Origin of the sequence: Anatilimnocola floriformis, from assembly GCF_024256385.1 — a bacterium.
In the GTDB taxonomy this organism is placed as follows: Bacteria; Planctomycetota; Planctomycetia; order Pirellulales; family Pirellulaceae; genus Anatilimnocola; species Anatilimnocola floriformis.
On sequence record NZ_JAMLFW010000001.1, the window covers coordinates 2,955,234 to 2,967,964 of the forward strand.

Sequence of the window (12,731 nt, forward strand, 5' to 3'; positions counted from 1 at the left end):
TTAACAAGCGGACGGCCGCCCTTGCTTACGACCCGGCCGCGAAGTGCTGCTCAAACGTGGCCTCGAAGAAACGGTCGGTCATGCCCGCCAAGTAATCGCCCACTGCCCGCGGCAGACCGACGCGCGCGACCCGCCGAAAGTGATGCGCCGGCAGCAACTCAGGCCGATCGAGATAACCCTGAAAGGCCTGTTGCAATCGCGATTGCGCCTCGGTGCGCATGGCCACGAGCTTCGGATGGCGATACACGCGGGTGTAAAGAAACCGCTCTAGCTCGCGCTTGAGCTCGGCGAGTTCTGGCCCGACACCGACACGAAAATCAAGTCGCCGCGCCTCATCGCTCGTCAGGCCGCGGCACTCGGCCAGGCGTTCGCCGGAAACGCGGAGCACTTCGCTCACCTGCCGCTCGATCAAATGATGGACCACGGCTTTGCGGAGCAAATCGCCCGTGCAGTTGGCATAGCGCTGCTTCGACGCCGCCACGGCTTCGCGAACGAGCGTGTTCTGCTCCAGTTCAGCCATCGTCACCAGCCCCAGCTTCACGGCATCGTCGGAGTCATGCGCGTCATACGTCATGCTGTCGGCGGCTTCGACGACTTGCACTTCCAAGAGCGGCCCGGCACCACCCGTCGCGGCAAAGAGGGCTGCCTTCTCGGCGCGAGTCTGTTGTCCTTCGAGCAATTCGTAAGTCAGATTCAAACCCGAAAACTCGGCATACCGCTGCTCCAGATCCTCGGCAATCGTGAGGGCAAAGCGGTTGTGCGAAAAACCACCATAATCTTGCAGCACTTCGTTCAGCGCGTCTTCGCCCGCATGCCCAAACGGCGGATGGCCGATGTCGTGAAACAGCGCGAGGGCTTCGACGAGATCCTCATTCAAGCGCAGGCAACGACCAAGCGTGCGCGCCAGGCAAGAGACTTCATGCGTGTGCGTCAACCGCGTGCGATGATAATCGCCAAAGTCGCCGGTAAAGACCTGCATCTTTCCCGACAGCCGCCGAAATGCCGCCGAGTGAATGATCCGATCGCGATCGCGCTGAAACGGCCCTCGATAAGGATGCTCTGGCTGCGGATGCTTCCGCCCGCGCGACTGCCGGCTAAACATGGCGTAGCTGGCAAACAGCGCCTGCTCGCGCTCATCGACGGTGCTGATATTGGCAAATGATTCGTTCACTGCTGGTTTCATCGACTTATGGTAGGTTTTTCGGCTCCGCATGCAAAGTCCGCTCGCAGCTAGCACGCTACCGCGACGGCGAAAACTTTCGCGTTGTTTAGAAACCGCAGCTGGCATAAAATCCCCATCATAGCCAGCAAGATGTTGGCTCCCTCCCGCACGCGTACAAGACTTAGACGAGGCACGGATGCATCGCATTGCTGAAATCACCGAACTGCACGCCCATTTGATCGCTCGCTGGCATCAGCAACCCATCGAGAACCACTACACGGGCTTTCTGAACCTGGTGTGCCAGCAGCTGACCTTCAACTATCAGTTGTGGCACGAAGAAGACTTGGCCCGCAGCAAGGATGTGCCGGATTCGACGATCGCCCAGGTCAAACGGGCCATCGACCGCTTTAATCAACAGCGCAACGATTACATCGAGAAGCTCGACGATTGGCTGACGGAAGAACTCGCTCATCGTCAGATCACGCCGCAGCCCGCTGCCACGCAAAACACCGAAACCGTCGGCAGCTCGATCGATCGCCTCGCCATTCTCGCCCTGCGGATTTATCACCTGCAAGAACAAGTCGATCGCCGCGACGCCACGCACGAGCATCGCGCCGGCGTTGCTCGCAAGCTGGAAGTCGCTCACGCTCAGCATCACGACTTGTCGCAATCGGCGCAGGAGCTTCTCAGCGATATCTTTGCCGGCCGAAAGAAGCATAAGACTTACCGCCAGATGAAGATGTACAACGACCCGACGCTGAACCCTCATCTCTATCGCGCCGCTGGCTAGCAATTTCGGCTTTCACTGCGATGAAAGCACGCGCCCGTAGGACGGACCATTGGTCCGTCCTACGAACGAGCGAAGAATCGCCACAGCCAATTTATTTTTACTCGACTGGACAAATTTGACCCGGCGTACGTAATCCCTAGTATTGTGACGTTGCCCAGCAACTCTGCGGCGGAATTCGACCGTGATCTGGCGACGGCTTGTCTTCTCATTTGCCTGTCTGCTCCAGGAGGGAGCCCCGGCGCTCGTGGCTGCTGCGTGCGAATTTCACGCGCTGCCCCGACCGCGGATCGTTAGCCTAAGATCGGCCCAGGCACAGTCCTCCCGTAGGAGTGTGCAGCCATGGTTCGTGTGCAGCGGTCTCTTCTCTTCAGTGTCGCGTTCGTATTCGCGACTTCGGCCGCATCTGCCCTGCAGGCCCAAACCCCCAACGGCCCGCGCGTGCAGTTCGACGCGCCCTATCAAATTGCGATGCGCGAAATCATCGCGCCGGTGCAAACGCAGCCGGGCGAAAAAATCGTCGAAGCTCGCTTCGATATTTCTTCGATCGTCGTCGCCGGCAACGAGCGCGATGTTACGCAGTTCGTGTTTCAACTGCAAAGCCTGCAGCGAACGATGCAAGTTTACGACTATCAGCCGCGCTCGGCTCGCGATACCAGCATCACTGGCAATGTCGCCGTGAGCGAAGGACGCGAAAGCTCGAACACGTCGGGCTTCGATCTGACGGGCCGTTATCAGGAATGGACCAGCGCCAACCTGAACTTCGGCGAGTCGAACAAAGAAAACGGCAACCGCAAGTTCGATCGCCTGCCGCCACTCGAAACGGTCGTTGCCAGCGGCACGGTCTTTCGCGGCACGGGCGTTTATTTCAAGCTCCACACTACCGACCGCCAACTGCTGGAAGGTTCGACGACCGTTTGCGTTCTCTGGCGTGTGCCGAGCAACTGGCGGGCTGACTATGTTCACCTGCGCTGTGTCGCTGAGGGGCGCCTGCGCGGCCAAAACCAGCAACGGGCTGGCCAACGGGATTTTCTGATTCCGGTTTCGCTCGCCGGTGATACTGCTGCTCAACAAGCGGCCGCTCGGTTCGCTCGCTCCGAAGCCAACGTGCGAATGGTCGCTCGCCAGAGCGCGGAAGAAATCAACAATCGCCCGCCGAATCCTTTCCAGCGAGTCTTCGTCGGCAACAACGATCAAGACGTGCCGCACGATTGGCTCGAACGGTTGCTCTATCTCCCTGCCAATCCCAGCATCCCTTCGCGACTCCCGAGCAGCGTGCGAAATGCCGCCGGTGATTTTGTCGCCGCCCGCGAAGAACTCGGACTGCTGAACGGATATCAACCGGCCACGAACGCCCAAGCCGTGAATGTTTCGCAGCCCTAAAGCAGACCTAATCGCGTACGAACCAACCAAGCAACAGCGGCAGAATAATGAGATTACCGGCCAAACCGCCGATCATGGCGAGGCTGACGAGGGCGCCGAAATATACGGTTGGAATGAACTCGCTGGTGCAGAGCACGAGAAACCCGAGGTCAAGCGTGAGCGTGGTAAAGAGCATCGCGCGGCCGACGCTACTTTGCACTTCGGCAAGCGCGTCGGCGACGCTCTTCTTGCCGTGGCGACGAGCGTGCAAGAATGTGTCGAGATAGTGGATCGAACTATCGACCGACAAGCCCATCGAAACGGCAGCGATCATCGCAGCGCCCATGTTGATCCGCAGGCCGATCCAGCCGACCAGGCCCATCACCAGAAAAATCGGCACGACGTTCGGAACGATGCCGATCACGGCCAACTTAAAGCTGCGAAACAGCACGAGAATGATGAAGCCCATCGCGGCCGTCGCGACAGCAAACGTCATCCACTGATCGCGAAGCATGCTTTCGATCAAGCTCGTCAGGAGCACAAAGAAGCCAGTCACTTCGGCGCCGGCCCGCGGATCTTCAGAGCCTTTCGGCAGCGGAAATTCCTCGAGCGCGATCGTCCGGACTTGCTCAATCAGCCAGCGCTTCTGTTCCGCCGATTGCCGTTCGCGAGCACGGAGCATGATCCGCAGCCGGCTTGGTTCCTGCGGATCTTTCGGAACCGAGCGAAGAGCCGCCGTAAAGATCGGCAGCTCTTCCATCATTTTCTGAATCTTCATCTCCGTCGTGATCGGCACGAGCGACAGCAGGCCGTCGACTTTGATCACGTCAAGGGCATCGACCAGGCTGATGACTTTCGTCAGGCCGGGCCGTGCGGCATCTTTATCCGTTTTCGGAAACTCAATCGCCCGCAGCCGCTTCTCTAAACTGCGAACCTTGTCGAGGTAAGCATCGTCGAGCTTTCGCGGGGCGGGAATCATCACATCCCACACGCCAGCGCCACCGAGTTGCGTTTCGACAAACTCGTACGATTTCACAACCTGGCTGTCGGAGCGAAAGTTGCGCGTGAAGTCGGTTTCGACATCGAGTCGCAACGCGCCAAAGGCGATGAAAATAGCCACGAGCGAAATGACGATGCCCGCCGTGACCTGCCGAGCGCGGAGAAAGTTCAAGAGGCCGGTTAGTCCAGAGTGCAACTGATCATCGATCCACGAAGTATGAACCGCCGTCGGTTTGATTTCTTCTTTCGTTTCGCTCGTCGGTTTCTTCACGCCGAGCAGCGAGATGGCCGGCAGCAGCAACGAGATCGCGGGCACCACGACCAGCGAGCCGATGAACATCATCGTGCCGAAGTCTTGCACGGGGCCGACCTTGGCCGACCAGAGCGAACCAAAGCCGCCGACGTCGGTCGCGATCGCGCCGCCGATGGGAATTGCTAGCGCGAGAATCGACGTGCGAAACGCCGTGTATTGCGGAATGCCTTCGGCTTCGAGTTCTCGGCAGCGAACGATTAGATGCACAACGCTCGCGACGCCGACCACCGTGATGATCGCCGAGAGCATCGAGCTGACCATGGTCAACTCGAGTTGCAACCAAACGAGCGTCGCCTGCGTGAGGAGCAGCGCCCAGTTCACAACCGCGAGCGGTGCGATCAACCAGCGCACGCTGAAGAAGCACACGATCACCGTCAGCGCGAGCATGATCGTCGACCAGAGCCACAATCGTTTGCCGTCCTTATCGAGCATGTCGAAGCCTTCGACGACCATCACTGGTTCGCCAGCAAGGACGCCGCCTTTTAAACCATCGGGCAGATCCTGCACGATGGCCCGCAGCCCGGCGATTGTGTTGTTTCGCTGCTTGGCATCGAGCAGTTTTCCTGCCGGCGGCGGCTCGAGCATGCAGGCGAATGCAGCTACCTTGCGATCGGGGCCGTGCGTGTAGCCTTCAAAGAGCGCGAGAAAATTCTGCGCGGTCTGATTCTTCGCGTCGACCAGCGGCGGCCCTTTCCCCTTCGGCTTGGTGAGGTTGAAGGCTTCGATCTTTTCGACGAGACCATTGATCTCGGCCAGGCTGAGAACATCCTGCACGCCGGCGATCTTTTCCAACCGATCGCGAATCTTCGCCACGCGGGCCAGGCCGCTGCCGTCGGCGTTCAGCAGATTTTCGTCGCGATACACGGCGAGAACGACTTCGTTGCCGCCGAACTCGGCTTTCAGGCGGTTCCAAGGTGCGAGCAGCGGATCATCGGAGGCGAACATCCGCTCAACACTGCGATCGAACTTCACGCGCTGCGCCGCGGGCCAGGCGATGAAGGCGATGACGATGGCGATTCCCAGCCAGATCCACCGCCCCTGCAGGTATAGATCGACGAGTCGGCTGGAGAGGCTCGGGGCCGGAGGTAGGGTCATGCGTCCGTTATACCGGCCAGCGACTAAGGTGCCATCGGGGCGGGAACAGGGTTCGCTGGTTGTTTATCCTTCTGCTCCGATGCGGGCATCGGCTTTTCAGCAGGAGCTTTTTGCGGGGTCTTTCGTTCGTTTCGTTTCGCCTGCTGCACCAGCTTCGGTACGATTTTCTGCAGCTCTTCGGCAGGAATCGCGTACGTCGTGACACGTCCAGCGCGGGCGATGTTTACCCCCACGATTTTGCCGTCGAGATCGAGCACCGGACTGCCGCAGGCTTGCGGGATGATCGCGGTATCGTGGGCGAAAACGGCGGGAAAGCCTGCACGGCGTTCACTGAGGTGGCCGGAGTATTCTTCATCTTCGTCGACGAACAGAACCAGCTGCAACTTGACGTCGAGCTCCTTGTCGGCCCGCTTCACTTTCACGCCCACTTCCTGGCCGGGCTTGGTCTTCTCCATTTGTTTGAACAGGGCTTCGGCGTCGGCGAGCTTCTTGCCGTCGAATTCGATCAACGTATCGTCGACGCGAATGCCTGCCTTCGACGCTGGGCCGCCGAAGATCACGCGTTTGATATGCACGCCGCCATCGTCAGCATCGGCGACTTCGACCTTCATCGCGCCACGCGGCGGCGAGGTCGGTTCTACCTTGGTCACGGCATTGCTCACGATGCCCAGCGACAGCGGCGAGGCATCGATATCGGGAGTGACTAACCAGGCCCCCGGTTGCGGCGCCTTATCGGCAAAAGTCACCGGCTTCAAGCGCGGCGCGTCTTCAATCTGCAGCAGGGCCAGGTCGTGCGCTTCATTTTTGGCAACGATCTTGGCCGTCAATGGTTCATCGTCGACCAGGCAGTGCAGTTCGCCTTTCAACACGCTTAATTTCGTCAACACCTGGCCGCGACGACTCACCGCCAGTCCGACGGCAACCGCCTTTTCATCGGCCAGCACATCGACAATCGAGCGCTCCAGCGGCGTGGTGAGCGATTCGACACTCGCCAATGTTTCGGCGCTGTCTTTCGCCAGGCCGTAGTAATCCGGAGCATCGATAAACCAACTGGCGATCACGTCGTACAAGCCGTAGATCGAATCGGGAATGAGATCGAGCAAGCTCGACCATTCAAACGCATCGGGATCGTAGGGCTCGCCGAATTCTTTGCTGGCGACGAAGTCATCCCACTTCTTTTGATAGATCTCGACCGGCACGTGCTGGTTTTCGAGCACATCGAGTCCGATGTTCGAATGAATGCCGATTACTTCGCCTTTGAGATTGAAGAGCGGCCCGCCGGAATCGCCGGGATAGACGGTGGCGTCGGTTTGCAGCCCGGCGAGTGGATCGGTGCCGTCGCCGACGACAAGTATGCGGCCGAGTCGCAGCGGCGGTTTGCGATCTTTGAAAATGCCGCCAGGATGGCCCGTGGCGAGGCACCACTCACCGGCTTTCGGTTTCTCCTTCGACATTTTCACATGAGGCCATTTGTCGTCGACCTGAATCTTTGCCAGACCGGCATCCCACTCATGATCCATGCCGAGCGATTTGGCTTTCACGCGACGACCATCGCTCAGTTCGACATCGAAAATATCACCGGGAATCATGATGACGTGAGCCGCGGTCAGAATGTAACCATCTTCGCTCACGATTACGCCGCTGCCGGAAGAATCTTCCAAGTGAATGCCGACCGTCGCGGCAATCATTTTGTCGAGATGCTCGCGAGTTTGCTCCTGCGCCTTTTTCAGTTCGGCCAGTGTGGGACTTTCGGCCACGACCGGCGCGACCAAGATTAATACCAACAGCAGAGAGCAACTGTGAAAAATGCCGCGCTTCATAGTGACCAACTCTCCCGGGAATGCAGGCTTCCCTGAGGAAATGAGCTGCCTCCGATTCGTAGCTCCAAAACTCGCTCCGCCTCTGGCGTGGGAGAGCGGCGAGGGCTTGTGCGAAACAAACCCGCCAACACCAGTGAGTCCATTGTGATCGCCGACCGCAAATCTGCCAAGAAGGGCGATGATTACCTATTCCTTACTCTTCCGGTCAAAAACGCGATCGGCAAAGTCCCAATAATGCTTCCAATCTTCCAGAATCAGGTTGTGCTTGCCCGGCCGCAGATGATAGTGAGCCTGGTCGCCGTGAATCGCGTTGCCGATCGCTGGCAGGTCGGCTTTGCCGAGAGCCTTATGTCCAAATAGTTCGTACACGGACGCTGCGTGGATGACGCTGAGGTACTCGCCGCGCGGGTCGGCCCAGCGATCTTCGCTCGAGCTACCAACGGCGACAGCTCGCGGCGCGATGAGCGCGATTAACTCATGTTGATCGATCGGTAGCTCATCTTCGCGATCGGTGTAACTTTTGAAATTCGAGCAGAACCAATGCGGAAAGGCCGTGGTGATCCGTGCGACTTGTTCGCGCCCCGTGAATCGCCTCCGGCTGATTGCAGCACCGCCGCAGCCCGAGTCATTCGAAACCGCCAGGGCAAACCGCTGATCCTCGGCCGCTGCCCAGAGCGCCGTCTTGCCGCCGCGCGAATGGCCGATAACAGCAACTTTTTTCGCATCGATTTGCGGCACGGTTTGCAAATAATCGAGCACGCGGCTCGCTCCCCAAGCCCAGGCCGCGATCGTGCCCCAAGAATCGGCCTGACGCTCACCTTCGTCAAGCAAGCCATGCGCGCCATCTTTAAAACCGTCGTCCTTATCCGGATCGACATCTGCGTTCAGAAACGCAGCCATCGCATAGCTGCGGGCGATTCCTTCCTCGACGGGCCAGAATTCACTTTTCTTTTCGCGGGTGGGATCGATGTTCTCAGCGCCACGATTGCAGATCAATACGAACGCCGGTACTGGAGCATCCGATTTGTTGGGAAAAAATAGATTGACGCGAATCGTCAGCGACTTGCTTTCCCGCGCAATGCGGATCTCGACCTGCCTCAGCGTCGCCTTGCCGCCGAGCGTCTCTTTATCTTCATGCGTCACATGAAACGACTGCTCGTAGCGAGTCACCGGCATGCGGCCATAGACGTGCGTGCGAAAAAGTTCCAGCACTTCGCCGCGCCGAGTTTTCTGCCACTCCTCGGGCGTCGTCACGGATTTGCCCGACTGCAGCTTCAGCACTTCCGGCAATTGATACGCAGGCATCGCCGGATCCGGTGGATACGCTTCCTCTGCATAGCAAGCGAAGCCAGTCGCGAGCGCGATCACAACACAGAACGAATGTAGATGCATTCGGCAGTTCAGCATCACTGGGTTCTCTCTTTCATAGCTGCAATCAGTCGCGTCAGTTGCGCTCGCATCTCCGCCGCAGGGAGCAGCACCTTCTGACCATGCCCCGGCAGGATCCACTCGAAATCGTACTCGAGAAGTCGCTGCATCGACAGAATCTGTTCGCCCCAAGAGTGCCAGCAGTAATCGTGCGAAGCCGAGAGTTGCTGCCCGTCGCGATCCCAATCGAGATGATCGCCGGTGAAAAGAAAGCGTTGCTGAAACAGCAGCACACAATGTCCCTCAGTATGGCCGGGCGTGGCGATGGCGGTCAGATCGGGAGACAAATCCCACGGCCCATCGCCATCGAGAATCATTTCCGCGCCAGGTTGCGACGACAACTCCTCGCGATGAATGATCCGCTGACTGCCAAAGTGCGCGGCAAAACGCTCGGCATCGGCGACATCATCCGAATGTGTCAAAAAGATATGACTCACGCCGCCGAGATTTTCCAAGCGCTTCACCAGCGGCGCGATGAACTTCGGCGAGTCGACCAGCCAGTTCCCCGCCGCGCGGCGAATGAAGTAGCTATTTCCGCCGTATGATTTTGGGGAGTTGTAGCCGCAATAGTAGACAGGCTCTTCGATGAGGAGCGGAAAGTCATTCATTACGGACTTTACATCATCGTCGCCGAGACAACCGATGGAGCCGGTGGGGCAAGAGACGAGTGCGTGCAAAGCGCGGAGGCGATCCGAGTTGTTTTGTGGCTGATTCTTCACGTAAGAAGTCTGCGCCGCTTCGCCGAAGACGGCGGGAGCGATTTGCCGACAGGCATCGCAATCGATGCAGGTCGAATCGACGAAAAAGTCGCCGGGGAAATTTTCTGCCACACGTTTGCGTTGATCGGCCACGACTCACTCTCCACTTGTCTTACAATCATCGTAGCAAATGATTTTTCTCGGGCCGGCGCGCGGTTCGCAGCATTGCTCGAGGAAAATCAGCGACTGAGGAGCTTTCGTGGCAGACACTTCGCCGCCGAATGGTGGTTTTTCGCGACTTTCGGGGCTCGGCCGGGCCCTGAGCAATCGAAATTATCGGTTGTTCTTTGCCGGGCAAGGAACGTCGCTCATCGGCACCTGGATGTCTCGGCTGGCGACCAGCTGGCTCGTTTATCGCTGGAGCGGCGACAACGCCGCGTGGATGCTTGGCGTGGTGAGCTTCATCGGCCTGGCGCCGATTTTTGTGCTGAGCCCGATCGCAGGGGTGTTTGTCGATCGCTGGGACCGCTATCGCGTGCTGCTTGTCACGCAGATTCTGTCGCTACTTCAATCGGCGGGCCTAGCTGCCGTGGCGTTCTGCGCCGATCCGAGTTGGGGCGTGTGGGCCGTTTGCGGACTGAGCTTTTTGCAAGGGCTGATCAATTCGTTCGATATGCCGGCGCGACAGTCCTTGCTGGTATCGCTCATCGCCAAGCGCGAGGACTTGCCGAATGCGATCGCGCTTAACTCTTCGCTGGTCAACGGCTCGCGGTTGATCGGACCGATGATCGCGGGATTTGTTATTGCGCTGACGAACGAAGCCTGGTGTTTTGTCTTCGACGCCATCAGCTACGTCGCCGTAGTGCTGGCTCTTCTCGCGATGCAAGTTCCTCGCGCTGCGAACAAGCCGGTGGCCGCGTCGATCGCGACGCATCTGCGCGAGGGCGTGCAGTACGCTTGGGGCTTTCCACCGATTCGAATTCTATTGCTGCTACTCGGCGTTGTGAGCTTTGCTTCGATGACGCAATCGGTGCTCATGCCGGTTTTTGCTGCGGAATTGCTGAAAGGCGGGCCGTATACGCTGGGGCTCCTCTCGGCGGCTTCGGGACTGGGTGCGCTCGGCGGCGCCCTTTATCTCGCTTCGCGACCGAGCGTGCTCGGCCTCGGCAGAGTGATTATCGTAGCGACGACGTTGCTGGGCGTGTCGCTCGCAGCGTTCTCGTGGTCGCACATTCCCTGGCTGTCGGCGTGTTGCCTGGTGGGAGTTGGCGCCGGCATGATGATCGAGATGGCCGCCTGCAACACGCTGATTCAAACGATGGTCGACGAAGACAAGCGCGGCCGCGTCATGGGCTTTTACAGCATGGCATTTCAAGGGACCGCACCGTTCGGCAGTTTGCTGACGGGGCTCCTCTCGCAGTGGATCGGCGTGCGCGAAGTGGTCTTCGGCTCGGCAGTGGTGATACTCATCGCGGCGATCACGTTCGCGTCGCAACTCCGCCGGCTGCGACAGAGTGCTCGTCCCATCTACGAGCGCCTCGGCATCTTGCCAGCCACGGCCCAGGGACTTAATACTGCGGCGGAAACGATGCCGGGACCGCAATAGCGCGAACCTGTCGCACGTCTGCCGTGTCGTCCCTGCGTTCTATCCGCTCGTGTTCTATTCCCACCATCGAAGAAATTAATTGCGCTATGGAATTGAAACTCCGCGCTGCCACGGCTGATGATTATCAACAACTGGGCGAGATGAATCGTCAATTGTCCGATGACGAACAAAGTCGCAACCCTATGAACGCCGCGCAGATGGCCGACCGGATGGAGAAATGGCTGCACGAAGGTTGGCAGGGAATTCTCTTTGAACTGAACTCAGCAATCGTCGGCTATTCGATTTTCAAGATAGGCAGCGATTACTACGATCCGTCGATACCCGAAGTTCACCTGCGGCAGTTTCTCATCGTGCGCGAACAACGTGGCCAAGGTCTCGGCCGGCAAGCGATGCGGTCGCTGGTGGAGACGGTATTTCCGCGCGGCGCGGTGATTCATCTCGACGTGCTGGCCACGAATCCGCGCGGTTTGCGGTTCTGGCAATCCGTCGGCTTTCAGCATTATTCGACGGCGATGAAATTCACCACGCCATCGACCTGAGGAACTCTCCGATGAAACAATCGCTCGGACTCGTTTCGCTCGTCGTGCGCGACTACGACGAAGCCATTGCCTGGTTCGTCGACAAGTTGGGCTTTGTCTTGATCGAGGACACATTCGTTCCGGAACAAGCGAAACGTTGGGTGGTTATCTCTCCGCCAGGCGCCAGCGAGTCTCGGCTGCTGCTGGCACAAGCATCGACACCAGAGCAGGAGTCGCGCATCGGCAATCAAACGGGCGGCCGCGTGTTCTTGTTTCTGTACACCGACGATTTTTGGCGCGACTACGAGCGTTACCGGCAGAACGGCGTGGAGTTTGTGCGGCCGCCGGTACCGCATCCGTATGGGACCGTGGCGGTCTTTCGCGATTTGTACGGCAATTCGTGGGATTTGCTGCAGCCGACAGAGCAGAATTTGTCGCAGTGAGCGTCGGCTGTAAGATCTGGCCCGACCGCCGGTAATCCTTCGCAGATGACAGTTTCAATCAAGTTTGCGAAAAGGAGCCTACCATGTCTCACATCGATAAAGTCCTGTATACGGCCAAGACCCACACCACTGGCGGCCGTGATGGCGCATCGCGCAGTTCCGATGGACGCCTCGAAGCTCAACTCTCGTCGCCCGGCACCGCGGGAACCGGCACGAATCCTGAACAACTCTTCGCAGCCGGTTGGTCGGCTTGCTTTCTCGGCGCGATGGGCGTGGCCGCGAGCAAAGCAAAAGTCACGTTGCCAGCCGATCGGGCTGTCGATGCTGAAGTCGATCTCGGTTTGGCCGAAGGGGGTTACCTGCTGCGAGCGCGGCTGAATGTCAGCTTGCCAGGGCTCGATCGCGCGGTAGCTCAATCGATCGTTGACGCCGCACATCAGATTTGCCCGTACTCGAAGGCAACGCGCGGCAATATCGACGTCGAAATCAATCTGGTCTGA

The 12,731-nt window shown here is 58.8% G+C and carries 11 protein-coding genes; 6 read left to right on the forward strand and 5 right to left on the reverse strand.

Features of this window, described 5'->3' with window-relative positions:
• Positions 1-25: 25 nt before the first annotated feature.
• The gene (gene dgt / locus M9Q49_RS11265; RefSeq protein WP_254508843.1) at positions 26-1,183 is read right to left on the reverse strand and encodes a dGTP triphosphohydrolase; all 1,158 of its coding nucleotides are present in this window, start codon (positions 1,181-1,183) and stop codon (positions 26-28) included.
• Between the two features lie 175 nt (positions 1,184-1,358).
• On the opposite strand from dgt, the gene M9Q49_RS11270 reads away from it, so the two are divergent.
• Both M9Q49_RS11270 and M9Q49_RS11275 read left to right on the forward strand, forming a co-directional pair.
• A complete protein-coding gene (locus M9Q49_RS11270; RefSeq protein WP_254508844.1) occupies positions 1,359-1,952 on the forward strand; it encodes a DUF4254 domain-containing protein in 594 nt (197 codons plus the stop codon).
• A 339-nt stretch (positions 1,953-2,291) separates the two neighbouring features.
• On the forward strand, positions 2,292-3,332 hold the full coding sequence (locus tag M9Q49_RS11275) for a hypothetical protein (RefSeq protein WP_254508845.1): 1,041 nt from the start codon (positions 2,292-2,294) through the stop codon (positions 3,330-3,332).
• A gap of 7 nt (positions 3,333-3,339) precedes the next feature.
• Here the strand turns inward: M9Q49_RS11275 and M9Q49_RS11280 are convergent, their stop codons facing one another.
• The 4 genes from M9Q49_RS11280 to M9Q49_RS11295 form a co-directional block, all read right to left on the reverse strand.
• Complete coding sequence (locus tag M9Q49_RS11280; RefSeq protein ID WP_254508846.1) at positions 3,340-5,718, reverse strand: efflux RND transporter permease subunit; 2,379 nt, start codon at positions 5,716-5,718, stop codon at positions 3,340-3,342.
• Positions 5,719-5,741: 23 nt separating this feature from the next.
• A complete protein-coding gene (locus M9Q49_RS11285) occupies positions 5,742-7,538 on the reverse strand; it encodes a S1C family serine protease (RefSeq protein ID WP_254508847.1) in 1,797 nt (598 codons plus the stop codon).
• 186 nt (positions 7,539-7,724) lie between these two features.
• Positions 7,725-8,930 (reverse strand): glucuronyl esterase domain-containing protein, encoded by a 1,206-nt coding sequence (locus M9Q49_RS11290; protein ID WP_254508848.1) that lies wholly within the window; start codon positions 8,928-8,930, stop codon positions 7,725-7,727.
• 14 nt (positions 8,931-8,944) lie between these two features.
• Entirely contained in the window at positions 8,945-9,817 is an 873-nt protein-coding gene (locus tag M9Q49_RS11295) for an MBL fold metallo-hydrolase (RefSeq protein WP_254508849.1), read from the reverse strand.
• A 106-nt stretch (positions 9,818-9,923) separates the two neighbouring features.
• On the opposite strand from M9Q49_RS11295, the gene M9Q49_RS11300 reads away from it, so the two are divergent.
• The 4 genes from M9Q49_RS11300 to M9Q49_RS11315 all read left to right on the forward strand — a co-directional run bounded on the left by M9Q49_RS11300 (position 9,924) and on the right by M9Q49_RS11315 (position 12,731).
• Positions 9,924-11,270, forward strand: a complete 1,347-nt coding sequence (locus tag M9Q49_RS11300; RefSeq protein WP_254508850.1) for an MFS transporter — start codon at positions 9,924-9,926, stop codon at positions 11,268-11,270.
• Positions 11,271-11,356: 86 nt separating this feature from the next.
• Complete coding sequence (locus M9Q49_RS11305; protein WP_254508851.1) at positions 11,357-11,809, forward strand: GNAT family N-acetyltransferase; 453 nt, start codon at positions 11,357-11,359, stop codon at positions 11,807-11,809.
• Positions 11,810-11,820: 11 nt separating this feature from the next.
• Positions 11,821-12,231 carry a VOC family protein gene (locus M9Q49_RS11310; RefSeq protein ID WP_254508852.1) on the forward strand — a complete coding sequence of 137 codons (411 nt, stop codon included), beginning with the start codon at positions 11,821-11,823 and terminating at the stop codon, positions 12,229-12,231.
• A gap of 83 nt (positions 12,232-12,314) precedes the next feature.
• Positions 12,315-12,731, forward strand: coding sequence for an organic hydroperoxide resistance protein (locus M9Q49_RS11315; RefSeq protein ID WP_254508853.1), 417 nt, complete (start codon positions 12,315-12,317; stop codon positions 12,729-12,731).